The organism is Blautia sp. MSJ-19 (assembly GCF_018918125.1).
GTDB lineage: Bacteria > Bacillota > Clostridia > Lachnospirales > Lachnospiraceae > Blautia_A.
The window spans coordinates 121,250-146,232 of record NZ_JAHLQA010000004.1 but is presented as its reverse complement, the minus strand read 5'-3'; the positions used below and the strand labels follow the sequence as shown (position 1 = coordinate 146,232).

Here is a 24,983-nt window from a genome sequence, read left to right as displayed (position 1 = left end):
TGAATAAGAACGTGAAAAAGGAGGAGTCTGATTATGGTAAAATTAACAGTAAAGATCGTATCTATGCAGGATGCAGATAAATTCAACAAACTTTGCAGTAAATTTGACTGTGATATGGATCTGCAGAGTGGGAAATATTATGTAGATGCCAAGTCCATTATGGGAATTTTCAGCCTGGACTTAAGCAAGCCGCTGGTTCTGAATGCAGACCTGGATGATGAACAGCTTGTAAGAGAAACCTTTGCAGATTTTATCGGAGAGGAATAATTATGACACGTATTTTAAAAGAAAGAACATTTTCCGGAACTACAAATCCGGAAAGCCAGCCATGGGAAATCGAACACCGTAAGCTTGCCCGCCGTGCCGCAGCAGAGGGAATTGTCCTTTTGAAAAATGAAGATCACGTTCTTCCACTGAAAACAGGAAGCGCAGTTGCTCTTTACGGTGCAGGAGCAGGCAGGACGATCAAGGGAGGCACCGGTTCCGGTGACGTTAATGAGAGAGAAAAAATCTCTATCTGTCAGGGAATGAAAAATGCCGGTTTTCAGGTGACCACGGAAGACTGGATCAACAGCTATGATAAGATTTATGCTCAGGCACGTCAGGACTGGAAGAATGACATTCTTTCCAGAACAGGAGCCGGGGCAGATACGATGGATTTCTTTTCTGTCTACAGTACAACACCATTTATCATGCCGGCTGGTGACCCGATCCGGAAGCCGGCAGAAGGTGAAAGTACAGATACAGCAATCTACATACTCAGTCGTATTGCCGGTGAAGGAGCCGATCGCACAGCTGACAGAGGCGACTATTATCTGAAAGAGGAAGAACATCAGATGCTGGTTGATATCTGTACATATTATCGTAACGTGATCGTAGTGATCAACGCGGGTGCACAGGTAGATCTTTCTTTTATGGATGAGTTTGAGAATATTAAAGCACTTCTGACCGTTGTACAGCCGGGAATGGAAGGCGGAAATGCATTCGCAGATATTGTTTCTGGAAAAGTAACTCCATCCGGAAAATTGACAGATACATGGGCTTACAAATACGAGGATTATCCGAACTCAGAAACATTTTCTCACAATAACGGAAATGTTGAGACAGAAGTTTATAAAGAAGGTATTTATGTGGGATACCGCTATTTCGATACTTTTGATGTGCCGGTTCGCTATGGATTCGGATACGGACTTTCCTACACAGATTTTGAGATATCCGACTACAGTCTGGAAAGTGTAAGTGGCGGTAAGCTTAAAGTGGCTGTACAGGTGAAGAACAGCGGTGAAGTTTCCGGTAAAGAAGTAGTACAGATTTACGTTTCACTTCCGGGCGGTATCCTGGAAAAAGAAGCACGCCGTCTGACTGCTTATGCAAAAACATCTGAACTGAAACCGGGAGAGAGTGAAAAGGTATCTCTGGAGATTTCTGTGGATCAGCTGACATCGTATGATGAAAAGAGAGCTGCATGGATTCTGGAAAGTGGATTCTATGGAATCTGGACTGGCAACAGTCTTGCATCTGCAAAACTCTGCGGAGGCATAAAACTGGATAAAGAAGTCATTCTCCGTCAGGTGAAAAATCTGTTCCCGCTGAAACAGGAATTAAAAGAGATGGGACAGGAAGCAGGAAACACAACCAGTCGCGAAAAAGCGGCGGAGCAGCAGGCGCAGAAAGAAAATCTGACAGTTGTGGAACTGCATGCAAAAGATTTTACTACAGAAGTTGTAGAGTACAGGAAAAACAGTACATTATATGAAAAAGAGGCAATGGATTTTGTTGATACACTGTCTGAAGAAGAACTGATCGATCTGGCAGCCGGAGATCCGGGAAAAGCACAGGGAGGAAACCTTGGCGCGGCAGGAATCTCTGTTCCTGGATCAGCAGGGGAAACACACAGATGTGCTATTGATAAAGGACTGGCAAGTATCGTTCTTGCTGACGGACCTGCAGGACTTCGCCTTATGAAATACTATCATGTAAATGAGGGCAGCATTGTTACCATGCCGTTCGAGTTCAGCCTGGAGGGCGGACTTTTCTATGATGATTCAAAGGAGCTTCCGGGAGAAAGATACTATCAGTACTGTACAGCGATTCCGGTCGGAACTCTTCTGGCACAGACATGGAATCAGAAGCTGATCCGAGAAGTTGGTGCAATGATCGGTACAGAGATGGAGCATTTTGGCGTGACACTCTGGCTGGCACCGGGTATGAATATTCACAGAAATCCACTTTGTGGAAGAAACTTTGAGTATTATTCCGAAGATCCGTATGTGGCAGGAACAATTGCAGCAGCCATGACAGAGGGTGTGCAGTCCAATTACGGATGTGGCACGACCATCAAACATTTTGCATGCAATAACCAGGAAGACAATCGTATGGGATCTGACAGTGTAGTATCAGAAAGAACGCTTCGCGAACTTTATCTGAAAGGCTTTGAGATTGCAGTAAAAGAATCTCAGCCGCTGTCCATCATGACAAGCTACAATCTGATCAATGGTGTTCATGCAGCAAATAACTATGATCTCTGTACAGACGTTGCTCGAAATGAGTGGGGCTTTAAAGGCATGATCATGACAGACTGGACAACGACAGAAATTGATGAGAAATGTACAGCATCCGGATGTATGAGAGCAGGAAATGATCTGGTAATGCCGGGATGCTTCGGCGATCATGACAATATGCGTAAAGAACTGGCAGAGGGAACTCTTAAGATTGAAGATTTGAAGGCCTGCATTGCCAGACTGGTAAGTGTAATCTGGAAATCAAATCAGTATCTGCAGTAAATTGGATAATGTGAGAACGGAATAACAGAAGATAAAACAAGGCAGAGTAGAGAGAATCTATTCTGTCTTATTTTTTGCAGAATTTTGAGCGGATCAGATTCAAGAAAGCTTTTGCTGTGAAAACAGGTTTACAGATGAAGGCTTTCGGTATATGATTAAAAATCAGTAAAGAATGTTTTTAATAAGAAAAGATTTCTGCTTTACAAGAGACAGATAAAATTATGCAGGAAATTTACAGATAAATGGAGGATTCATGGCGGACAGAGATTACACAGAATTATATGCATCGCTGCAGAAAGAAACAACGATTCTGACGGCACAGATTCGTGCACTGTACCGGGAACTGGACAAAAAATATCATCTTCGCGGAGCTCAGATTCCGATTACATTTGGCTTCGAAACGGACACTCTGGGTTCCTATACAAGAGCAGGACATCATGAGAAAGAACACTTTCATTTTTCTCTTCTCTTCGTAGGATACGGGGTAAAAAATCCACTGAAAAAAGAAGACCGGCTGGACCTTTACAGACACGAATATGCCCACTACATGGAACATCATATCACGATTCCACGGGAATACCAGTGGCAGCCGGGACTTCATGGAAGTGCGTGGAAATATTGCTGCTCGCTTGTCGGAGCTACACCGACACCGTATTACAAAGCGGGTGAGGCACTGATGAAGCATGACTATGAGAAGAAACTGAAAAGTCCGATTCATGATAAGACCGTGGCGATCCGTGATACCTACCGGAGACAGCAGGAACACAAAAGCAGTCAGGCGAGCATCGTGCAGTATGAAGTCGGCGAGCAGATCAAACATCCGAAATTCGGAGAGGGATGTATTGAGAAAATTGAACAGGCGGCAGGTTCTGTGACACTGCATATTCGATTTGGAGTGGGTGTAAAGGTGATTGATCAGAAATGGCTGTTGCGGACGAAATATCAGAAAAAAGAGTAAGATAAGAAATACGATATGAAATAAAAAGAGCTTCGAAAAGGGCAGATCTGAACATATAGAGTGTCATATGAATCCGCCTTTTCGGGGCTCTTTTGTTTAGAAAAGCATATAAATTGCGATGCAGACGGAAAATACTGCAACAAAGATTTTCAGTCCCTGTACCGGAACCTTGCCGGCAAAGCGGCTTCCAAGCCACACACCGATCCCGTGAGTGATTATGATCAGTACCAGAAGTTCAAGGATTTCTGACCAGGAAATTCTGGAAAGATAACCAATGCATGCAGGTACGGCGATAAATACAGAATCAAACAGTGCAACACCGACGGCGATACGGGCAGATACACCGCAGGCTACCAGAAGCGGCATGACAAGTACCGGACCGCCGGCTCCGGAAAGAGAGCAGATTGCACCGGTTGTGATTCCAAGGAAGACAAGGAATATAACATTATCGGCGATAGTTTTAGTGCTTGTGTTGTTGGTGGCTGTTGGTTCGGTATTGCCCGAAGTGGCTCTGTCAGCATGTCTTTTTTCATTCCACATACGTACCAGAATGGATGCACCGGAGAATAAAACAACAAGATAGAGAATTGTTTTTGCTGTGCTTTTTTCAATCATAGACTGGAGAAACACACCTCCGACAGCACCGATCAGGCTGCCGATGCCAAGCTTTATGGACATTTTGATATCCAGATTTCCTGCTTTGTAATAGTTAAAAGAACCGATGATTCCGGAAACAAGAAAAGCAAGAAAACTTAAGGCGAGTGCATAGGTAACATCAAATCCAAGAGCTCCGGAGTACAGCATTGGAAGCAGGAAACCGGCGATTCCACAGATGCCGATACAGCCTCCGACTGCCATGTTTGCAGCTCCGATGATAACCAGAGTAAGAAGTGTCAGTGTACTCATTCGATAACCTCCCCTGTGGCAAAATAATGTTCTGCCTGCCACATCAGTTTTTCTTCATCTAATGTCTGAACCTGGCGGTTACGCATGAGAAGTTTTCCGTTTACGATACTGTCATTTATATCATTTCCAACGACACATTCCAGCAATGTATTTACTTTATTATTGGTGGCAAGAAGCTGTGGCTGTCTCCAGTTGACAGAGATCATGTCAGCTTTGTAACCCTCCTTTAACACACCACAGTTTTCTTCTCCAAGGATTTTGGAACCATTTTCTGTTGCTATTTTGAGAATCGTTCTGGCTGGCATGACTGCCGGATCTGCATTTCCGGTTCCCCAGAAAGCGTTCATGACAGAGCGGAAAATTTTCATTTCATTCCAGAGACTTAATCCGCCATGTGCTGTTCCGTCCGTACCAAGCCCGGTGCAGATTCCACGTTCCAGAAGGTCAGGCGTATTCGGAACACCTTTTCCACAGTTGCTGAACGGGCAGTGGACTACCTTTGCACCGACTTTTTCCAGAAGTGCACGTTCGTGGGAAGAAAGCATGATTCCGTGTGCAGCAATGAAACGGTTATTTAAAGCATTCAGAGATTCCAGATATTCTACCGGACGCATCTGATAATTCTGCAGAGTGTAATTGACTTCACCGGCATATTCATTCATGTGTGCCTGATAAAACGTATTACGATCCAGCGCACGCTGTGCAGTGGCAGCAGTAAGTTCCGGTGAGCAGTTCATCAGTGCACGGAGAGAATAGAATACTTTGAGATTGCCTTTTCCGTGAAAAGCATCATACAGACGATCCTGAGATTTCAGTACTTCCTGTGTAGTCTGACGGATGGAATCAGGGAAATTGCCCTGGTCCATGGAAGAGTGAGAAAGCGCACCACGCAGACCGGAAATGACGTAAACTTTTGCAGCTTCTTCCATATAATAGCTGCCTGCATCTATGAATCCGGTAGTTCCGTTTTTAATCATTTCCAGAGCAGCGAGACCGGCACTCAAACGCATCTTTTCTGGTGTCAATGTGCTCTCAAATGGAAGCATGATACGTGTCCAGATCATTGGAAGCTCATCAAGAACAGCCCCTTTCAGAAGCTGCTGACCGGTATGCATATGCCCGTCTACAAGACCCGGCATCCAGAGAAGTCCGGATCCGTCAATAATGTCGACGGCCTGAAGAGCGGTTGGATTTTCTGTATATATTTTCTGGATAGTTCCATCTGAAACAGCGATGGAAACATGTTCTTTAACCTGGAAGTTCTCATCCAGATAAGAGGTGTTTTTGATTAAAATATCTACTTCTTTTTTGTTCATTTTGTCCTCGCAAATAAAATCTGTGGGTGACTGAATAGGATACCTGCGGATTTAGACCTTTTGACCCTGGTATCGTTAGATTACATGAGTCAGAGACAGAACTACCTGTGCGATGATCGCAGAGCAGGTAAAAGTTCCGACCATTACAAGTGCCGCGATGAGCAGCATTTTCCATCCCTGTTTTGCAAATTCTTTCAGCTGATCGCTGATGGAGATTCCGGCATAAGCACCAACCATAGTAAGTGGTGCAGTGAAGTTGATCTGTCCTGCAGCATCGATCACGAACTGACGGATCGGGCTCAGCGGACTTGCGATAAACAGACCGATCAGAGAACAGTAAGCAATCACCGGAAGCTTAAAAGGTACGATGTTACTGATCACTACAGATACAAAAGAGATCAGAAGAAGGATTGCAATTCCCGGAAGAGAATCCATAAAATTCACCTGAAATCCTACAAAGTTTGCAAGAGCAATTCCAAGCCCTGCGACAATAAACATTACAGCCCATTCAATATATCTCATCTTATCTGTATCCTTTTTTTGCAATCTTGTCATGGATTGGTCCAAGCTTCGGTTCAAGCTTTCGGTACAGCCAGTTACATAATGGAATACCGACAAACAGTGCCATGTAAATGCCGTCAATACCGGAAATTGTCTCACTGGCACTTGCCAGAGCAGAAATCTGATCGGCCATTGCCGGGAACATTTCGGAAAGGGTAGCGGTGGCTGTTGCCATCATGATACCGGCACCTACACCAGAAGCCATACCAAGTGAATATGGATGGAAAAGACCTGTGGATGCAATGACAGTAGCCATGAATCCGAAGAAAATAGTTCCGACCATACCACCGATGATATAGATGGAAAGGCTTCCTCTTGCTTCAGCAGAATCCGGTCCAAAAACGTCCTGCATAAGAGCCAGGTTTGTTTCACGGTTGATGGAATGACATGCTCCGACAGCTTCTCTTTTCAGTCCCAGGAGAAGTGCGATCGGAAGAGATAAAAAGATGGTTCCAAGGTTTCCAAACTCCTGCAGAAGCAGTGCCGGACCGGCAGAAATTACTGTTTCGATACTTGCACCTGCGTTAATGCCAAGCTTTGCAATAAACGGACAGATACATACAATAACAAGTTTGGATGCCGCTTTAACCTCGGGTTTTTTGAAAATCTTCAGGATCTGTGGACCTGAAAGAATTCCAAGAAAAATAGAATAAAAGATAGGAAACAGAATCAAGGTTCCTGGCCCCAGGGGTACTTTGATCTGGCCTATGGAATCAGCAATAATGATAAAGATCAGTGCAGCGAGATAGATTTTCCATTCTTTTTTCAGACGCTCGCCTACGCCTGAATACATGTAGTTCTGTTGCTTCATTTCTTCCTCCCTAGTGTTTGAATAGACGACAGCTTTTCGGGGCTCCCATGATATTGCAACTGGTTGGATGCAAAAAACTGTCGGTATTAAGTTTTACGAGGAGGATTGTACTCTTATGAAAAAATAAAAAAAAGGACAAAAGGTACTTTTTATAAAGATTCTGTAAAATTTTGTAGGATGCTGTCGAGGGGGCATGGTATAATGAATGAAAACTGTAATATAAGAGTATTGCATTCTTAGAGAAGATTCAATAGCAGAGCCGTTATAGGGAATACATATTTTGTGAGGGAAAATTATGACACTCGAAGAACTGATCACGACATATCCGGATGTGGCGACATATTTTGAGCATATGCCGGATGAATTAAAGACAAGATATACCATAAAGACATTTCCGCCGGGAACCATCATTCATCAAAAAGATTATCCTTTGGATTATTTCGGAATTGTGTGCAGCGGAGATCATCGTGTGATTAACGAATTTGAAAATGGAAATGTCTTTATGATCGAAAAGAACGAGGCAATTGATTTCGTAGGGGAAGTGGCGATCCTTGCGGAAAAAGAAAAAACTTCCGTATCCATTGAGACTCTGACGGAATGTGTTGTTTTTATGATTTCAAGAGAAGATTTTGAGATGTGGATCGCACAGGATATACATCTTCTGCGACTTGTGGCACATAAGATCGCCTACAAACTTTACCGTTCCTCCTATAATCGGGGAGCACGACTGTTTTATCCGCCGACATTTCTTCTGCTGGACTATATGTTGAAATATGCGGCGGCGCATGAGATTGAAGAGAATGGTGAAGTCACACTTCGCAAGACCAGAGAAGGCATCCGTGAAGAACTTGGTATGACAGTCAAAACCATCAACCGCACGATCACAAAACTCAAAGAAGATGGAATGATCGACACACGCAAAGGGAAGGTCGTTATGTCACTGGAACAGTACCGAAAAGCACAAAAAGAAATTACTTATTATGTATCGTAACAAGGTCTGAAAATGGTGAGAATTGCTGAAAAGTGATTCAAAAATAATAACAATAAAAAAGCTGTGTGACATTGAAAAAAGAGTAATGTCTAGAAATGCAGTAAAATCAATGCTTTCAGAAAGTTAAAAAAACGTATAAGGTAAGTATATATTAATATTATAAATAGTGTAGTGTGACAACAGAGAAGGAGCAAAGCATGTCTGGGAGAGCTATAAAGGTACTGGAAAAATATGGACCGATGCTTTCGGGTGAACTTGCCCGAAGAATAGAAGAAGATTATGGAGTGTCAAATACTACTGCACGACAGATTCTGTCACGAGCTAAAAAGCCGGTCAATAAGATAGCAACATTATCGTTTACAAAAAATCAGAAATTTTTTTATCTTGAAAGTCAGTATATGAAGCAGAAGTATGCGGAAAGTCTGATGAAAGCAATAGAAAAAGATTCAATGATTAACTGGATCTATATACGGGCATTTCAGAACCAGTACGGATATGTTTCAAAGGGCATACTTCCGGCACTTGTGGCAGCACCTGTAAAAAATGTAAAGGGTCATAAGAAACATGAGAGAATTATACAGGATTTGTTAAAATGCAATATCATTGAAGAGGCTGATGAGGAGCACTGGAAATTATGCGATTGGGTACCGGCAGCAGAAATGAATGCTATGCGTTCAACTGGTATCGAAGTTGTCAAAAAACAAATTGTTCATGATTTTGCCGGTTGGGCCAGAAATATAAATATGGTTGGGTATGATTCTGCAAAAACTCTTTTTGAAGAGGCAGAATTTGCAAATTTCCAGTGGGCGTTTTCTGCACCATCTTATGTTCAGCCACTATATAATATGCAGCTTGAAAAAAATGGATTCGTTGTTGCGGATGTTTTTTATGGGAAGACAGCAGATGTAGAAGACATTCGCTTTTTTCTTGATAAAATATCTATAATAAGACGCTTCAAAAAACTTCCGGTGTTTCTTCCGATCCTGCTGGTTGAAAGTGTTACTCCGGAAGCTTTGGCAGAGCTGAAAAAGCAAAAAGTCCTGATTGCTCTTATCAGAAATTTGTTTGATGAAAAATATACGGAATTGCTGGCAGATATTGTAAATATATTTACTCATGCGAGTGCAATCGTATCGAAAAACCCGACACAGATAGAAAAACTTTTTGCAGAGATTGCAAAGGCAGATGGAAAGTTTAATGATATTGTCGGAGACCTGTTTGAACTTATGGTAGGATACTATTATTATCGAATTGGCAGCAGTTTTCTTATGATTGGCAGGAAAATACGCATTCCGGACAGTGAAAAAACAAACGAACTGGATGTTCTGGTGCAGCGTGAGGGTAAAGTGATCATTGTTGAATGCAAGGCAAAGCACTCCATGCTTGATGCAAAATTTGTGCAAACATGGTTGAATAAAAATATACCTCAAACCAGGAAATGGTTGTTGAACCAGTATACGGATTATAAAAATATGGAGTTTCAACTTTGGGCATTGGGAGGATTTACCCCGGAAGCAGAACAATTACTTAAAAAGGCTGTTGATAGTGCAAAAAAATACAAAATAGAATACCTGGACAGAAATCAGGTAATGCAAAGATTTCGAGAAGGAAATGTACAACATGCAATTGATCTTCTGAATCAGTATTTTCGGAATTAGGGATAAACAGGAGAACGAGATGAGTCGATTGATCTTTCATATAGATGTAAACAGTGCATTCCTTTCCTGGGAATCCGCACGAAGAGTAAAACAGGGATTACCGGATCTCAGAGACATTCCGGCATGCATTGGAGGTGATCCAAAGAAGCGTACCGGAATCGTTGTGGCGAAATCTATTCCGGCAAAAAGATACGGAATCACGACCGGGGAATCGATGGCAATAGCGGTCCGAAAATGTCCGGAGCTTGTCATAGTAAAGAGCGATTTTGAACTTTACATTAAATGTTCCAAAGCGTTTAAAGAAATTTGTGCGTCCTATGCACCTGTGATGGAATCCTTTTCTATAGATGAAGTTTTTCTTGATATGACCGGGACTTCTCTGATCTATCCGGACCCCATACAGACAGCTCATGAGATCAAAGATAAGATCAGAAATGAACTTGGATTTACAGTTAATATTGGAGTTTCTACGAACAAATTGCTGGCAAAAATGGCATCAGATTTTGAAAAACCGGACAAGGTGCATACCCTTTTTCCTGATGAGATTCCGACAAAAATGTGGCCTCTTCCGGTACGTAATCTGTTGTTTCTGGGCAAGGCATCTGAGAAGAAACTGACCGAAGCAGGCATCCATACAATTGGCGATATGGCACATGCACGCGAGCGAGAGATTCAGGCATTGCTGGGTAACAAAGCAGGGCATCAGCTGTATCAGTATGCCTGTGGAATCGATGATTCTCCGGTCAAAGCACAGCCTGATGAGGCAAAAGGATTCAGTGTGGAAACTACTTTTAATGATGACATTGTTTCGGTAGATCAGGTACTTCCGATACTGCTTGAACAGTGTGACATTGTAGCGACGAGAATGCGCCGACAGCAGAAAAAATGCCTGTCTGTAGCTGTTACCTTCCGAACTTTGGATTTCAAAAACAAATCTCATCAGACCACACTTCCGAATGCAACAGATACGACCGATGAAATCTATAAAAATGCAAAAAAACTCTTCACAGAAGCATGGAAGGGCGAACCATTACGCCTGATCGGTGTTGCATTGACGAACCTTACAGACGAAAGCTTTGAGCAACTGTCACTGTTCGAAGACAACGAAAAGAAAGAGCGAAAAAGAAAACTTGATGCGACGATGGATGCGATTCGCCAGAAGTTTGGAAATGATAAGATCACCCGTGCGAGTATCATGAACAGCAACGCAGGTATCGCACGGAAGGCACGCGCGCAAATGAAAAATGAGGATGAAAAGACAGAGTAGCAAAATAATAATAAAACGAGGATAACAAAAATGGAAATATTTGATGTAATAGATAAAGAAGGAAATCCGACGGGAGTGACTGTCACCCGCGAACGGGCACATGCAGAAGGCATTCCACATCGAACTGCACACATATGGATATTACGCGAAAAAGAAGGACGCATACAGGTTTTACTGCAGAAAAGATCAAAGAATAAAGATTCTTTCCCGGGAATGTTTGATACCTCTTCAGCAGGTCATATCCAGGCAGGAGATGAACCACTTGAGTCAGCACTGCGCGAACTCGAAGAAGAACTTGGAATTCATGCAACACCAGAACAACTTTATTTCGCCGGAACGTTTCCAATCTCGTTTGCAAAAGAGTTTCACGGCAAGATGTTTCGAGATGAAGAACTGGCATTTGTATATAGCTATGACCAACCAGTGAAAATTAATGATCTGGTTTTGCAGAAAGAAGAAGTAGAATCCGTAGAGTGGTTTGATCTCGAAGAAACCTACGAAGAATGTAAACGATGCAGAGACAGGTTCTGCGTACCGACAGGTGGACTGGAAGTTGTAAGAGAATATCTGAGGAGGAAAAAATGATTATGAGAGTACTGATTACAGGAACAAGTTCCGGCATTGGAAAAGGAATTGCAGAAAAATTTCTGAAAGAGGGACATAACGTCACAGGCATTGACCGCAAAGAAGCATCAATCAGACATGAAAGTTATACACATATCTGCATGGATATCCGCGAAAAAGAAAAGTATCCGGAACTAGAGTCGTTTGATATTGTGATCAATAATGCAGGCGTGCAAAACGAAGAAGACATTGATGTAAATTTAAAAGGAACCATCGGTATTACGGAAAAATACGGAATTCATCCAGGCATCCGTTCCGTGCTGATGATTGGCTCAGCCAGCGGGCACAATGGATCAGAATTCCCGGAATACGTAGCAAGCAAAGGCGGAGTCCTTTCCTATACAAAAAACATCGCACTTCGCATTGCAAAATACGGTGCGGTATGCAACAGCCTTGATTTTGGCGGAGTCCTTACCGAACTGAACAGACCGGTCATGGAGGACAAAGCTTTGTGGGACGAGATCATGGAGCAGACGCCCTTGAAACGATGGATGACCGTGGAAGAGACCGCAGACTGGGCATATTTTATGACCGTTACCAACCGCTTCTGCACCGGACAGAATATCCTGATTGACGGGTTGGAGGCAGGAAATGCACATTTTGTATGGCCGGAGGAATGAAATGAGAGACAGTGAAGTTTTTAGATTTGTTTAGCAGAAATGAATTGGGAGAGCTATTCAGCGTTTGCAAATACAGATGGCGGTACAATATTTGGTCAACAATATCCTCACCCGCACAAGACAACATTATCAAAACAGAACACTGCAAAAAGATGCCACACTTTACATCATCGGACACGAACATTTGTTTTTTAATGTGGATTCATCCTGCGAGTAAGGCAAAGGGGAAGAAAGAGAAATATAATAGGTTGTAAGAGTGTATGGGGAGCCGGATTCTGAAAGGAGTCCGGTTTTTGTAGGCCATAGAATGATACAAGCAGATGAAATATATTGCAAATATGATGTTTAAAAATGCGAAAATTGTCGAAAAAATTATATTATATAGAAAACATGTCGAATATCAGGTATAATATCATAAAAATAATCAAAATAAAATTTGGTGAATTAATTGATTAAAAATGAGTTGCGTTAAGAAAAATTAGTATGCAGCATTCTATAATTAAAATTAGAAGGCAAGTAGTAGAGTACAGAGTAAACCAAACCTACTGAGGAGGAAAGATTAGTGAATTGTAAATTCGTTGCACAGTTAAGTAGACTTCGTAAGTTGTCGGCTGAGTCGGTTGAGAACACAAGTATGTTTGATTCATTTAAAGAATAGTTACATGTTGAACGACAAGTAGGGATAGAACTTCGGAAGTTATTACGCAATATAAATGCAAATCAGAAAAAAAGTTTAGTGTTACTTTGTGGTAGCGCCGGAGATGGTAAATCGCATTTGATTTTTTACCTTAAGAATGCAGATGAAGAAGCTTTACTTATGGATTGGGAACCATACAATGATGCAACGGAAAGTACCATTGGAAGAGATTGAAAATTCAGTTAGAATCAGTTGGGGAGCGGATATTCAGAGCGAAGAATTTCGTGAGAGTATTGAACAGTTATTGATGATTGTGAAAAGTTTTGTGTTTTAAAATTAATGGATTATTGATGAATTGAGAAAAGGAGTGTTGTAGTGCAATGATGAAAACGGGGCGGTGTTTATAGAAATGGTTGTATATATACAGAGATTTAAAATATAACACAAAAATCGATTTATGAATATATGAAATAATTAAAAGAGGGTTATATATAGAATGGGAGGAGAAATATGAGCACTTCGACGCATGATTTATTCGATTTTTTTAAAAAAGCAAATACCAATATTTCAGATGAATATACAAGAATTTGTAGAAGAGTGAATGAGGATCCGGGAACTGCAGGAGATCAGGGAGAAGAAAATTGGAAAGAACTTTTAGAATCTTGGATTCCTCCATATTTTCAAATAGTTACTAAGGGAAGGATATTAAGTGATTCAGGAGAAACGAGTCCGCAAGTAGATGTGATTGTTTTATCACCAGATTATCCTAAAAGTTTGTTGAATTGTAAGGAATACTTGGCCGGAGGAGTAGTGGCTGCTTTTGAGTGTAAAACTACATTAAGACGTAAACATATTGATGAATTTGTAGAACATTCAAGGAAGATAGAAAAATTAGCAGTTAATGAGGGGGGAACTCCGAGAAAAGATTTGCAAAGTAAAATTTATTACGGATTATTAGCACATTCACATGAATGGAAAAAAGAAAATTCTAAGCCAAAAGAAAATATTGAAAATGCTATTTGGGAATATAATGAAAAGTATATTACACATCCTAGAGAAATTCCAGATGTTATATGTGTTGCTGACTTAGGAGTATGGAAGTCCCAGAAGATAATTGCCCCAAACTATGATAATGGCAAAGGACTAAAGGGAGATTATGTTATGAGTGGGTATATAGCATCGGACAGCAAAGAAGAATTTTTTACTCCTGTAGGTGCGTGTGTTTTTTATCTGCTTCAGAACATTGCATGGAGATATCCGAGCGTAAGAGATATTGTAAATTACATGAGAAAATTAAATGTTTCTGGTGGGGGTAGAGGATATTCGCGATCATGGGAATGGACTACATTGTCTGAAGAAACACGAGAAAAAATATATATGTTAAAAAATGGGGGATTTTGGAATGAATGGAGAATGGTGATAGATTAAAAATTATATCTGAGGTGGGAAAATAATTATAGAAATACAAAAAGGTAAAAACAGGAGAGAGTCATTTTGAAAAAGAATCTTATTCATGAAATAAATACTGGTCTAAAAACAGCTTTTATCAACAGCACAATAGATTCTAACCTTGCTTACAGACCGCAGTTTATAACCAATGACCACAAACGAGGAATTAAAGTATTAACGCACATAGAAAATCAGCTAATGCATTGTGACGAGTTTTCAATAAGTGTGGCATTCATTAATCGGAGTGGCTTCGTCGAACTGTCAGAAACTCTCAGAGAGTTGGAACGTCGTGGCATTAAAGGGCGTATTTTAACGACAGATTATCTGTGCTTTAGTGATCCATATGCATTGGACAGGCTGACTGCATTGAAGAATGTAGAATTAAAAATGTATCATGTCGATGAAGCAGGGGTGGGATTTCATACAAAGGGATATTTATTCAAAGAGAATGGAATTTATAGGATTATTATCGGAAGTTCCAATATGACACAAACGGCTTTGTCGACAAATATGGAATGGAATACGCAGCTTGTAAGCACTGAACAGGGTGAAATGGCGCAGTCTATTGTGAAGGAATTTGAGGCGCTTTGGTCAGATGAGGCAGCCAGACCTTATGATGAGTTTATAGAGATATACAGAAAGAAATATAACAGGAAAAAACAGATTGATAAGTTAATCCGTGAGCAACAAAAAATTGCTTTGCAGGAAGATATAGTTGATTATGATGCATACAAATTAAAGCCAAATAAAATGCAGGAAGAATTTACTTGTAGTGTGCATGATTTGATTGAACGAGGGGCAAAAAAAGCATTACTTATCAGTGCAACAGGGACCGGAAAAACATATGCTTCTGCGTTCGCAATGAGAAATGAAAGACCGAAAAAAGCTTTGTTTATCGTACATCGTGAACTGATTGCAAAACAAGCATTGAAGAGTTATAAAAAGGTGTTTGGGAACACGAAGAAACTAGCTTTATTATCGGGAAATTCAAAAGAATATGATGCAGATATTTTATTTGCAACAATGTCTATGATGGCAAAGCCAGAGACACTGGAAAGATATAAGCCAGAAGAATTTGACTGGATTTGTATTGATGAAGTGCACCGGGCAGGAGCTGAAAGTTATCAAAAAATCATGAGTTATTTTCAGCCGAAATTTTGGCTGGGAATGACTGCTAGTCCGGAAAGAACGGACGGTTTTGATATATTTAATTTATTTGACCACAACATTGCTTATGAGATCAGGCTACAGCATGCTTTAAAAGAAGATTTGCTTTGTCCATTTCATTATTTCGGAATTACAGATATAGAAATAGATGGACAAACAGTAGATGACAAGACTGATCTGAGAAACTTTTCATATTTGGTTTCGGATGTACGGGTTCAATATATTTTGGAACAAGCGAATTATTTTGGCTATAGTGGGGAAAGAGTAAAAGGTTTAATTTTTTGTAGCGGGAAGAATGAAGCGCAGGAACTTGCAACAAAATTTAACGAGCGTGGTTATTATACTTCTGTATTAACAGGGGCTGATTCAGAGAAAGAAAGAGAACATGCAATTAACCTTTTGACGAAAGAAATTTCAGAAGACGAGATCGAAAAGCATGAAAAAAATATCTGTAATCATGTCAAAAATGATACAGATGAGATGCCGTTTCTGGATTATATTTTTACAATAGATATTTTTAATGAAGGTGTAGATATTCCCGAAATTAATCAGGTCTTAATGCTTAGACCGACGGAATCACCGATTATTTTTGTTCAGCAGTTGGGGCGAGGACTCCGTAAAGCAGAGGGAAAAGAGTATGTAGTTATTATCGATTTTATTGGGAATTATACGAATAACTATATGATTCCGATCGCACTGTCAGGTGACAGAAGTTACAACAAAGATTCTATCCGAAGATATGTTTCTGAAGGAACCAGAATTATACCTGGAGCGTCAACGATTCATTTTGATGAAGTTTCCAGAAAGAGAATTTTTCAATCGATTGACAGTGCAAGAACCAATGATGTGAAGCTGTTGAGAGGGGCTTTTGAACAGTTGAAATATCGTCTTGGGCGTATACCAACGGTGCTGGATTTTCGGGAATATGGTTCAATTGATGTGAATAAATATTTTACGAAATTTGGTTCATATTATGCATTTTTACTCAAGTATTATTCAAATGAATATGGAGTAAGACTGACTTCAGAAGAAGAAAATATTATAGAATTTCTTTCAAAAAAAGTGACTAATATGAAGAGAATTCATGAGTTGGTTTTGTTACAGCAGCTTTTGAAACAGCAAAGAAGAGTCTTTACTTATTATAAAAAAATATTGGAAACGATCTACCATAAACAATTAAATTTGCAGACAGAAGAATCGGTTGTAAGAAATCTTACCAATGAATTTTTGAAAAAAGAGGATCGTGAGAAGTACAAAGATTGTGTTTTGATAAGAAAATCTTCAGCTGGATATGAACTGGAAGATAAATTTGAAAAAATGTTAAACGATAATAAGGACTTTTTTCAAATGGTAAATGAACTGATTCAATATGGCATTGAAAATTATTTGGAAAATTATTCGGAGTCTTACAGGGATACAGAATTTCAGTTATATCAGAAGTATACATATGAAGACGTATGTCGACTGTTGAATTGGCAGCGCAATATGAATGCACAAAATATTGGTGGGTATTTTTATGATACCACGACGAAAACTTTACCAGTATTTATTAATTATGATAAGGCAGAAGATGCAATCGCATATGAGGATAGATTTGTAACAAGAGAAAATTTAATAGCTTTATCGAAGCATCCAAGAAAAATTAATTCCAGTGATGCGGATCATTTCTTTAAAAGAACAGAAGCGGATAAAGAAAACAAAATTCTATTGTTTGTAAGAAAGAATAAAGATGACAAAGAAGCAAAAGAGTTTTATTTTCTGGGAGAAATATTTGCGCAGGGAGAGCCAATTCCAATTAAGATGGAAAAGACTGGTGATGATGCCTTTGAAATTAATTACAGGTTGGATGTACCAGTAAGAGAAGATATATACGAATATATAGTAAGTGAGGCTTAAAGATGAAAACAATACGAGTAGTAGCGGCAGTAATAAAGGCAGTAAATAAAGATGGAGAGCCCATTATTTTTGCAACTCAGCGAGGATACGGTGAATTTAAAGACGGATGGGAATTTCCAGGAGGAAAAATCGAAGAAGGAGAAACTCCACAAGATGCATTAAAGAGGGAAATCAAGGAAGAATTGGACACAGAGATTTCTGTTGGTGAACTGATTGATACGATAGAATACGATTATCCGGCATTTCATCTTTCTATGGATTGTTTCTGGTGTGAGATTGTAAAGGGTGATCTTGTTCTTAAGGAACATGAGGCGGCACGATGGTTAGATAAAAAGTCTATTGAAGATGTGGAGTGGCTTCCGGCAGATATTACTTTGATTGAAAAAGTTAAGGGAAAATTATAAGTGAGTGACAAAACGTTACAGTATTATAATGCAAATGCAGAATCTTTTGCTACAAACACATTCGCTGTAGATTTTTCACAAATCCAGCAAGAATTTCTAAACACACTTTCACCAGGTGTCCACATCCTCGACTTTGGCTGTGGCTCAGGAAGGGACACCAAATATTTTCTTGAGCAAGGCTACAAAGTAGATGCAATAGACGGTTCATCTGAGCTATGCAAACTTGCAAGCGCACACACAGGAATCAAAGTTCGCCAGATGCTGTTTCAAGAACTGCATGTAAAAGAAAAATACGACGGCATCTGGGCGTGTGCATCTATTTTGCATGTGGCAAAAAACGAGCTGCCGGATATTTTACAGAGAATGTACAATGCGCTAAAACCAGACGGGACCATTTACGCATCCTTCAAATACGGAGATTTTGAAGGCGAGCGGAGCGGGCGTTATTTCTCTGATTTTACAGAGGAGAGTTTCTGCAACCTGGTGAAAGACATTCATGGACTGGTCATAGAAAAAATGTGGATAACAGGTGACGTAAGAGACGGAAGGGAAGAGGAAAAATGGCTCAATATTATCCTGCGCAGGAAAATGTATTAAATATTAAAGCACAATATTATAACACGCTTGATATTGAGGGCTTTTCTCAGATGATGAAAGACCCGTCTTTCTGTTACAAGTTTTACTGGCTGGAAGCGATTGTCAATATGATTTCGGAAAGTGTGACGGAAACGACGTTTGATGCGATCATTGATGAAATGATTGCAAATGCGTGGTATTCTGTACGGGAATTTCACATTCATCTCAGTGGTTTGCAGTTGGATGGAATGGTGCGGGATGGTCTGGAACGTGCAATTTTGAGACTGACAGAACTCAGTACGCTTCCGGCGAATGCTTCTAAAGTAGAAATCAAAAATGCGATTGATGAGTATAACCCTGAATTGAAAAAATTCAAAGAGCAGCTTACCAATATGGTTCCATATAGGGCACTGGCAGGATTTTTTGCACACAGCAAAGAGCGGGCTGACTGGAGTAGTGTTCGTCGTATGACGACATATATTAAGAAGATCAATGATACAGTAATGTCTCTTCCATATGTATTGGGCGAGGAAAGTAAGTTAAAGAAAAAGGTATATTTTCATCCGGACTGGATCAAAATGATTCAGGATAATACGGTCAGTATTCTTGGATGGATTCAATATGAAAAGGTTAAATGGCTCCAGAATAATAATCCCGAAGTACCGGGGCTTATTTATAAACTGGCTCCGATGAATGATAAGATGCGGAAGCTTTCCAATGTACGGAAATTGTGGGAAACAGTTCTGGAAATGCACGAGATACATGATGTATTTACCGGGCAGAAAATTGTTCCGAAACAGTATGATGTGGATCATTTTATTCCATGGTCTTTTGTAATGAATGATGAACTGTGGAACCTTATGCCAATGGATTCTTCATTGAACTCATCCAAAAGCAATCGACTTCCGAAGTGGAACCCATTTTTTAAGGGTTTTGCAGGGAATCAATATATTTTGTATGGAATGATTCATCAAAATGAGAGTATACATAAATGCTTTGAGGCATGTTACCGGGATAACCTGCACTCCATCTGGGCAGGGCAGGAATTATATCGCAGGGGCAATACGAAAGAGGAATTTTATAATATTCTGGAGAAAAATATGCAGCCGGTGTATGATTCAGCCAGGCGACAGGGATATGAGGTTTGGGCGTATTAGATGGGGGAGGGAAAGTATGGAATCTGGGGGTATTAGAATGAAAAGGATTTAGATAGAAGTGAGGGAAGGCGTTCGTTATGAAAAAAGAAATTTTACTGGGAGTAGCATTGGTAATAACAGTCATTGCAGTTCCACTTATTTTTATTAAAGGTGAGGAATTTTCTAAAGCTCGAGCCGAGGAGCTACGAGAAACTCAGAATAAGGAATTGTACCGAGAAGCGAATACATATATGGATTCAGAGAAATATGAGAATGCCTTGGAAGTGCTAAATAAGCTTCCGGATGATTATGAAGATGCGGAATACATGCTTCAATATGCTGAATTTTGTAAGGCTGTCAAAGATGAAAAAAGTATTGAAGAACTTTATAGGCTTACATGGCATTTTCCAAGTGAAGATAAATATAGTGGTAAATATGCGGAAGAGATGAGAGCTGCTGAAAAGGATATAGATGCTCAATATGAAGAATATACAGCACGGAAGGAGAAAGAAAAAAGAGAAGAGATTAAGAAAGAACCACCCTATAAAGGAATGGAAGAAAAATATATCAACAGCACAAGTCTCGGAAGAGCACAGGAAAAAAGAACAGAACATTACTGGCGTAATACACCTGGAAAAAGAACTCAGGATATTCAATATAGATATATGTGGTACGACAGTAATGGAGCAAAGAAATTTATGGCCCTTTGTAGGAATGGGCGGGTAAGCAGTACAGTAACATTTGTTCATTCTTCTAGCTGGGGAAATGGAAATAGTTACAAGGAAACATATGGTAGTAAGGATATGTATGATGTTCAGGATTATGATGATCCGGAAGATTTTTATTATGATCATATAGATGAATTTGATGATATTCAGGATGCAGAAGATTATTGGGAAGAGGCACAGTAATAAATTCATAATTATGGAGAATTAGCAGAGGTTCTTTCCGGCGATGCAGAAAATGGAGGAATATATAGAATGGCACTATGGGCGATGGGGGATTTTCATCTGGCTTTTTCGGTGGACAAGCCGATGGAAGTTTTTGATCCTGTATGGAAAAACCACGAGAAGAAAATTCAAAAGTATGTCAGAAAATCAGTGAAGGATACGGATACGATTGTCATTACGGGAGATCATAGCTGGGGGAGAAATCTTGAAGAGTGCGAGTTAGATTTAAAATTTATAGAGGACCTTCCCGGAAAAAAGATTTTACTTCGGGGAAATCATGATATGTTCTGGGATGCAAAGAAAACTGCGAAATTAAATGATGCCTTTGATGGGAAAATGTATTTTCTTCAGAATAATTATTATACCTATGAGGATTATGCGCTTGTGGGAACCAAAGGATATTGTTATGAAGGGAAGGACTCAATCGAACATTTTATGAAAATCAGGGAAAGGGAGCTGGAACGGCTGCAGATATCCTTTGATAAAGCAAAAGGGGACGGATATTCTAAATTTATTATGTTTTTGCATTATCCGCCGACTTCTATCGGAGAACAGGAAAGTCCGTTTACACAGATTGCGGAAGAATACGGTGTCGAACAGGTGATTTATTCTCATTGTCATGGACAGAAAAGATATGATGACAGCTTTAAGGGAGAAGTGAATGGCATTATGTATCGACTGGTTTCAGCAGACTATTTGAGATTTAAACCACAGAGGATTTTGTAAACGAGAGAAGCGTTAGAAAATTAGAAATGATGGATATAGTTAAGGAAGCCGGTGTGATTTGACCTGACGGATAGTTGGGAAATGGCATCGGCTTTTTTATTTTTATAAGAGTAATTAAAATAATAAAAAAATTTGGTAGTACAGATTTTTGCACCACCATTCTGAGATAATATGGATATTAAATGAAGCGACAGTAAAAGATTTCAGAAAGGCTGAGGTGAATTTCATGAAAGGATATTTCGTTACAGATGGTTACATGGGGCTGGTAGATGGCGTGTACAGATTATTTGCAGATGAATCAGATTACTATGAATACATGAATGACTGAGGAATATCCGGATGAAAAAGCTTTACAGCTGAAACCAGGATCCTTATGAAGCATATCTGGATTATTTTGGAATCCTGTATTAAAATATGAATGAGCCAGGAGGAAAAGCACTTTGAGCGAAAAAGAATCAATAAAAACATCAAAAGAAGAAATTGTATCGTATTGGGTAAAGTATCAGGACGAATGTGGTCTGAGTGTTGACTGGGCGGAAGCGAATGAAAGATGCTGGAGATGTGGATACAAACGTCCATTAGAAAGAGCTCATATTATTCCGGCTGCTTTGGGTGGAAAAGATGAACCGCAGAATTTAGTGCTTTTGTGTAAGAGATGTCATGCAGATGGACCGAATGTTGCAGATCCGGAGATTATGTGGGACTGGATTCGTGGATATGGGTATCCATTCTATGATATGTTCTGGACTACAATGGGAATGAAAGAATATAGATTGATTTATAAACATAGTTTTAAAAATGCACTGGAGTTTATCATTGATCATGCGAAAAATTTGAAAAATGATGAAGAGATAGAGGAATTTATACAACAAAGATTAAAGAAATTAAATGACGAAGTAAGCACACACTGGGGACAGAATTATTGGAATACGGCTACATATGCTGGGAAGTACAGGATGCTCATTAAAGCATTTGGAGAGTATATGGGTGTTGATATAAAAAGACTGGATGAAATAAAAGGAGAGGAAAATAAACCCTGGTGGGTAGAGGATTTGTTTTTATAAGTGCAGATGCTAAAAAATAACTTCCGGTCAGAAGTGAAGGCAAACGAAAAAATTAAATGTTGATAAAAGGAGAGGACAATAGTGAATCTTGGCACATTAAAGGAAATTACAGATTTAAGGAGTATATGGCCGCATGAAGCATTGAATTTTACTCCATGGGTAGCTGAGAATGTAGATCTGCTTGCAGATGCTGTAGGTTTGGATATTACTGTGGATGAGACGGAATCTTCAGTTGGCGATTTTAATGTAGATATTTATGCCTCTGAAACGGGAACAGACAGGAAGATTATAATTGAAAATCAGTTAGAGGATACGGACCATGACCATCTTGGGAAATTGATTACATATGCATCAGGAAAAGGTGCAGATGTGCTTATCTGGGTGGTGAAACATGCTCGCGAGGAACATAAAGCAGCAGTAGAATGGCTGAATAATCACACAGATGATAAGATAGGGTTCTTTTTATGTGAAATAAAATTGTTTCAGATTGGAGATTCGAAGATAGCACCATCGTTTACAGTTGTTGAAAGACCAAATGACTGGACAAAGGAAATCAAGAAAACAACATCTGCCAATCCAACTCAGCAGCAGAGATTAGAATACTGGCAGGCATTCAATGATTATGCGTTTAGTGATGCAAATTTTTCAAGGATTTTTAATAAAAGAAAACCGACAACGGATCATTGGATGGATTTCAGCATCGGCTCATCTGCCTGCCATATCGCTGTGTCGCAGATTCAGAAAAGAAAAGCGGTTGATGTTGAGCTGTATATAAATGACGACAAAGAATTGTTTAAGAGTTTGTTTACTCATAAAGATGAAATAGAGAAGGCTATGGAGATGGAATTGGAGTGGAAAGAACTGCCGGAAAGAAAAGCAAGCCGTATTTTGATTGAAAAAACGGTAGATTTGGATGACAGAGCGACATGGCCGGAGCAGTTTGATTACATAATGGACACTTGTATAAAAATGAAAAAGTCATTTAAACGTTATTTATAATAGCGTTTAAATGACGAAGGGAAATGATGATTATGGAAATAAAAAGTATATTGATTAAGGATACAACAAAAGAAGAAAGAATTCGTATTGTTCAGGAGGGCCTGAATCAGTGCGGTGGTGCATGTGATTTCTGTAATGGCTGCGATAATCTGGGAGGCGGATCTGTAGATGCTTTTTATGAACCGTACATTAATGGCGAAAAAGAACTGCGTGAGCTTAATGAAGAATACAGAAGCAACACAGGGCTTGTAAAGTAGGCCGTATTAGATTTAAATAAGACAGGAGAAGATTATGAACATACAGATTTTTGGTACGAAGAAATGTAATGATACGAAGAAAGCAGAACGTTTTTTCAAGGAACGTGGTATTAAGTACCAGTTTATTGATATGAAAGAAAAAGGCATGAGTAAAGGTGAGTTTACATCCGTTGCACAGGTCAATGGTGGTCTGGAAAATATGATCAACTGGGACGGCAAGGACAAAGATACACTTGCGTTGATTAAATACATTGCCGATGAGGATAAGTTGGCGAAGATACTCGAGAATCCGCAGGTAATAAAAACACCAGTAGTTCGAAATGGAAAACAGTCTACACTGGGGTATCAGCCTGATGTGTGGAAAAGCTGGAAATAATTCACTAGTTAAATGAGAGGCATCTGTCCTAAGTGGCAGGTGTCTTTTTATATAATATACAAAATGCACAAAGATATGAAAAATAATAAAAAACCATTGTACAACAGAAATAAAAATGATAGTATCACTATCATAAAGAAGAATAATATTTACACCAGAAATTAATACAAAGAAGGTGGTGAGAGAAAATGAATGCAACAGAAAAAGTAACTTCAACAAGAGAACGTCAGGCGCAGCAGAGACGGGAAAAAATCATTCAGACATCAATGAAACTGTTCTGGGAGAAGTGTGTGGAGGATACGTCTATGGAGGAAGTTGCGAAATGCTCTGGCGTGGGGGTCGCAACGATATATCGATATTTTTCTACGAAAATCGAACTGGTGATAGAGACGGCAGAATGTTACTGGCAGAAAGTTTCAGAGAAATATCTGATAGAACTGAAGACGGTCGGTACGGGCTATATGCAGCTTCAGAAAATCATGAATGTTCTGGAAAGAATATTTCAGGAGGAAAAAGCATTTCTGAAATTTCTGCAGGAATTCGATGTTTTTGTAAAAAAATACCAGATATCCGAAGAACGATTGGCAGATTATGAGAGTGGTATCCTTCGATTGAAACCACATGTGACAGATGCACTGGAAAAAGGGCTGGCAGATGAAAGTCTGTTTTTTACCTGTTCAATAGACGAGATGTATTTTTCGTTGACACATACTCTTTTGGCAGTGATGCAGAAACTGGTGGTGGGAGGAGAAATTCTCTCTTCGGACCAGGCGGTTGAAGGAAATCGGCAGTTCCATATTGTCACAGAGCTGCTGTTGAGGGGAATCAAGGGATAAAATTACAATATGTAG

At 39.7% G+C, this 24,983-nt stretch carries 24 protein-coding genes; 20 read left to right on the top strand and 4 right to left on the bottom strand.

Annotation, left to right across the window (positions count from 1 at the left end):
- Positions 1-33 precede the first annotated feature (33 nt).
- The 3 genes from KQI91_RS02240 (at position 34) to KQI91_RS02230 (ending at position 3,741) form a co-directional block, all read left to right on the top strand.
- Positions 34-267: an HPr family phosphocarrier protein gene (locus KQI91_RS02240; RefSeq protein ID WP_216391243.1), complete on the top strand. Its 234-nt coding sequence runs from the start codon at positions 34-36 to the stop codon at positions 265-267.
- Between the two features lie 2 nt (positions 268-269).
- On the top strand, positions 270-2,783 hold the full coding sequence (locus KQI91_RS02235) for a glycoside hydrolase family 3 protein (RefSeq protein ID WP_216391242.1): 2,514 nt from the start codon (positions 270-272) through the stop codon (positions 2,781-2,783).
- Between the two features lie 253 nt (positions 2,784-3,036).
- Positions 3,037-3,741 carry a hypothetical protein gene (locus tag KQI91_RS02230; RefSeq protein ID WP_216391241.1) on the top strand — a complete coding sequence of 235 codons (705 nt, stop codon included), beginning with the start codon at positions 3,037-3,039 and terminating at the stop codon, positions 3,739-3,741.
- Between the two features lie 96 nt (positions 3,742-3,837).
- On the opposite strand, the gene KQI91_RS02225 is transcribed toward KQI91_RS02230, so the two are convergent.
- The 4 genes from KQI91_RS02225 to KQI91_RS02210 form a co-directional block, all read right to left on the bottom strand.
- Positions 3,838-4,647, bottom strand: a complete 810-nt coding sequence (locus KQI91_RS02225; protein ID WP_216391240.1) for a sulfite exporter TauE/SafE family protein — start codon at positions 4,645-4,647, stop codon at positions 3,838-3,840.
- Positions 4,644-5,963 carry an amidohydrolase family protein gene (locus KQI91_RS02220; protein WP_216391239.1) on the bottom strand — a complete coding sequence of 440 codons (1,320 nt, stop codon included), beginning with the start codon at positions 5,961-5,963 and terminating at the stop codon, positions 4,644-4,646. Before KQI91_RS02220 ends, KQI91_RS02225 begins: the two co-directional genes overlap by 4 nt.
- Before the next feature lie 75 nt (positions 5,964-6,038).
- Positions 6,039-6,485 (bottom strand): hypothetical protein, encoded by a 447-nt coding sequence (locus tag KQI91_RS02215; RefSeq protein ID WP_216391238.1) that lies wholly within the window; start codon positions 6,483-6,485, stop codon positions 6,039-6,041.
- 1 nt (position 6,486) lies between these two features.
- The gene (locus tag KQI91_RS02210) at positions 6,487-7,335 is read right to left on the bottom strand and encodes a DUF3100 domain-containing protein (RefSeq protein ID WP_216391237.1); all 849 of its coding nucleotides are present in this window, start codon (positions 7,333-7,335) and stop codon (positions 6,487-6,489) included.
- Between the two features lie 295 nt (positions 7,336-7,630).
- On the opposite strand from KQI91_RS02210, the gene KQI91_RS02205 reads away from it, so the two are divergent.
- The 17 genes from KQI91_RS02205 (at position 7,631) to KQI91_RS02125 (ending at position 24,968) form a co-directional block, all read left to right on the top strand.
- A complete protein-coding gene (locus tag KQI91_RS02205) occupies positions 7,631-8,326 on the top strand; it encodes a Crp/Fnr family transcriptional regulator (RefSeq protein ID WP_216391236.1) in 696 nt (231 codons plus the stop codon).
- A 197-nt stretch (positions 8,327-8,523) separates the two neighbouring features.
- A complete protein-coding gene (locus tag KQI91_RS02200; protein ID WP_216391235.1) occupies positions 8,524-9,984 on the top strand; it encodes a hypothetical protein in 1,461 nt (486 codons plus the stop codon).
- Between the two features lie 19 nt (positions 9,985-10,003).
- Positions 10,004-11,251 carry a DNA polymerase Y family protein gene (locus tag KQI91_RS02195; RefSeq protein WP_216391234.1) on the top strand — a complete coding sequence of 416 codons (1,248 nt, stop codon included), beginning with the start codon at positions 10,004-10,006 and terminating at the stop codon, positions 11,249-11,251.
- A 30-nt stretch (positions 11,252-11,281) separates the two neighbouring features.
- A complete protein-coding gene (locus KQI91_RS02190; RefSeq protein ID WP_216391233.1) occupies positions 11,282-11,836 on the top strand; it encodes an NUDIX hydrolase in 555 nt (184 codons plus the stop codon).
- Between the two features lie 2 nt (positions 11,837-11,838).
- Positions 11,839-12,495, top strand: a complete 657-nt coding sequence (locus KQI91_RS02185) for an SDR family NAD(P)-dependent oxidoreductase (protein ID WP_216391232.1) — start codon at positions 11,839-11,841, stop codon at positions 12,493-12,495.
- Between the two features lie 1,147 nt (positions 12,496-13,642).
- Positions 13,643-14,560 carry a DUF6602 domain-containing protein gene (locus KQI91_RS02180; RefSeq protein ID WP_216391231.1) on the top strand — a complete coding sequence of 306 codons (918 nt, stop codon included), beginning with the start codon at positions 13,643-13,645 and terminating at the stop codon, positions 14,558-14,560.
- Positions 14,561-14,626: 66 nt separating this feature from the next.
- Complete coding sequence (locus tag KQI91_RS02175; protein WP_216391230.1) at positions 14,627-17,644, top strand: DUF3427 domain-containing protein; 3,018 nt, start codon at positions 14,627-14,629, stop codon at positions 17,642-17,644.
- Positions 17,645-17,646: 2 nt separating this feature from the next.
- Positions 17,647-18,048 carry a (deoxy)nucleoside triphosphate pyrophosphohydrolase gene (locus KQI91_RS02170; protein ID WP_216391229.1) on the top strand — a complete coding sequence of 134 codons (402 nt, stop codon included), beginning with the start codon at positions 17,647-17,649 and terminating at the stop codon, positions 18,046-18,048.
- Positions 18,049-18,645, top strand: coding sequence for a class I SAM-dependent methyltransferase (locus KQI91_RS02165; RefSeq protein ID WP_216391228.1), 597 nt, complete (start codon positions 18,049-18,051; stop codon positions 18,643-18,645). It abuts the gene before it with no gap.
- Positions 18,609-19,781, top strand: a complete 1,173-nt coding sequence (locus tag KQI91_RS02160; protein ID WP_216391227.1) for an HNH endonuclease domain-containing protein — start codon at positions 18,609-18,611, stop codon at positions 19,779-19,781. The genes KQI91_RS02165 and KQI91_RS02160 overlap by 37 nt, the downstream gene beginning before the upstream one ends.
- Before the next feature lie 77 nt (positions 19,782-19,858).
- The gene (locus KQI91_RS02155) at positions 19,859-20,671 is read left to right on the top strand and encodes a hypothetical protein (RefSeq protein ID WP_216391226.1); all 813 of its coding nucleotides are present in this window, start codon (positions 19,859-19,861) and stop codon (positions 20,669-20,671) included.
- A 69-nt stretch (positions 20,672-20,740) separates the two neighbouring features.
- The gene (locus KQI91_RS02150) at positions 20,741-21,436 is read left to right on the top strand and encodes a metallophosphoesterase (RefSeq protein ID WP_216391225.1); all 696 of its coding nucleotides are present in this window, start codon (positions 20,741-20,743) and stop codon (positions 21,434-21,436) included.
- A 440-nt stretch (positions 21,437-21,876) separates the two neighbouring features.
- A complete protein-coding gene (locus tag KQI91_RS02145; RefSeq protein ID WP_216391224.1) occupies positions 21,877-22,500 on the top strand; it encodes an HNH endonuclease in 624 nt (207 codons plus the stop codon).
- An 81-nt stretch (positions 22,501-22,581) separates the two neighbouring features.
- Complete coding sequence (locus KQI91_RS02140) at positions 22,582-23,499, top strand: DUF4268 domain-containing protein (protein WP_330654431.1); 918 nt, start codon at positions 22,582-22,584, stop codon at positions 23,497-23,499.
- 32 nt (positions 23,500-23,531) lie between these two features.
- On the top strand, positions 23,532-23,756 hold the full coding sequence (locus KQI91_RS02135) for a hypothetical protein (protein WP_216391223.1): 225 nt from the start codon (positions 23,532-23,534) through the stop codon (positions 23,754-23,756).
- 34 nt (positions 23,757-23,790) lie between these two features.
- Entirely contained in the window at positions 23,791-24,132 is a 342-nt protein-coding gene (locus tag KQI91_RS02130; protein ID WP_216391222.1) for an arsenate reductase family protein, read from the top strand.
- Positions 24,133-24,320: 188 nt separating this feature from the next.
- Positions 24,321-24,968: a TetR/AcrR family transcriptional regulator gene (locus tag KQI91_RS02125; protein ID WP_216391221.1), complete on the top strand. Its 648-nt coding sequence runs from the start codon at positions 24,321-24,323 to the stop codon at positions 24,966-24,968.
- The last annotated feature ends 15 nt before the right edge of the window (positions 24,969-24,983 follow it).

What these genes read in the sequence shown, in the direction of transcription:
- KQI91_RS02220 (WP_216391239.1), bottom strand. Translation starts at nt 5,963, where the DNA reads ATGAACAAAAAAGAAGTAGATATTTTAATCAAAAACACCTCTTATCTG.
- KQI91_RS02210 (WP_216391237.1), bottom strand. Translation starts at nt 7,335, where the DNA reads ATGAAGCAACAGAACTACATGTATTCAGGCGTAGGCGAGCGTCTGAAA.
- KQI91_RS02135 (WP_216391223.1), top strand. Translation starts at nt 23,532, where the DNA reads ATGGAAATAAAAAGTATATTGATTAAGGATACAACAAAAGAAGAAAGA.
- KQI91_RS02170 (WP_216391229.1), top strand. Translation starts at nt 17,647, where the DNA reads ATGAAAACAATACGAGTAGTAGCGGCAGTAATAAAGGCAGTAAATAAA.
- KQI91_RS02190 (WP_216391233.1), top strand. Translation starts at nt 11,282, where the DNA reads ATGGAAATATTTGATGTAATAGATAAAGAAGGAAATCCGACGGGAGTG.
- KQI91_RS02225 (WP_216391240.1), bottom strand. Translation starts at nt 4,647, where the DNA reads ATGAGTACACTGACACTTCTTACTCTGGTTATCATCGGAGCTGCAAAC.
- KQI91_RS02195 (WP_216391234.1), top strand. Translation starts at nt 10,004, where the DNA reads ATGAGTCGATTGATCTTTCATATAGATGTAAACAGTGCATTCCTTTCC.
- KQI91_RS02240 (WP_216391243.1), top strand. Translation starts at nt 34, where the DNA reads ATGGTAAAATTAACAGTAAAGATCGTATCTATGCAGGATGCAGATAAA.
- KQI91_RS02205 (WP_216391236.1), top strand. Translation starts at nt 7,631, where the DNA reads ATGACACTCGAAGAACTGATCACGACATATCCGGATGTGGCGACATAT.
- KQI91_RS02235 (WP_216391242.1), top strand. Translation starts at nt 270, where the DNA reads ATGACACGTATTTTAAAAGAAAGAACATTTTCCGGAACTACAAATCCG.
- KQI91_RS02200 (WP_216391235.1), top strand. Translation starts at nt 8,524, where the DNA reads ATGTCTGGGAGAGCTATAAAGGTACTGGAAAAATATGGACCGATGCTT.
- KQI91_RS02130 (WP_216391222.1), top strand. Translation starts at nt 23,791, where the DNA reads ATGAACATACAGATTTTTGGTACGAAGAAATGTAATGATACGAAGAAA.
- KQI91_RS02185 (WP_216391232.1), top strand. Translation starts at nt 11,839, where the DNA reads ATGAGAGTACTGATTACAGGAACAAGTTCCGGCATTGGAAAAGGAATT.
- KQI91_RS02230 (WP_216391241.1), top strand. Translation starts at nt 3,037, where the DNA reads ATGGCGGACAGAGATTACACAGAATTATATGCATCGCTGCAGAAAGAA.
- KQI91_RS02215 (WP_216391238.1), bottom strand. Translation starts at nt 6,485, where the DNA reads ATGAGATATATTGAATGGGCTGTAATGTTTATTGTCGCAGGGCTTGGA.
- KQI91_RS02180 (WP_216391231.1), top strand. Translation starts at nt 13,643, where the DNA reads ATGAGCACTTCGACGCATGATTTATTCGATTTTTTTAAAAAAGCAAAT.
- KQI91_RS02155 (WP_216391226.1), top strand. Translation starts at nt 19,859, where the DNA reads ATGAAAAAAGAAATTTTACTGGGAGTAGCATTGGTAATAACAGTCATT.
- KQI91_RS02150 (WP_216391225.1), top strand. Translation starts at nt 20,741, where the DNA reads ATGGCACTATGGGCGATGGGGGATTTTCATCTGGCTTTTTCGGTGGAC.
- KQI91_RS02125 (WP_216391221.1), top strand. Translation starts at nt 24,321, where the DNA reads ATGAATGCAACAGAAAAAGTAACTTCAACAAGAGAACGTCAGGCGCAG.
- KQI91_RS02160 (WP_216391227.1), top strand. Translation starts at nt 18,609, where the DNA reads ATGGCTCAATATTATCCTGCGCAGGAAAATGTATTAAATATTAAAGCA.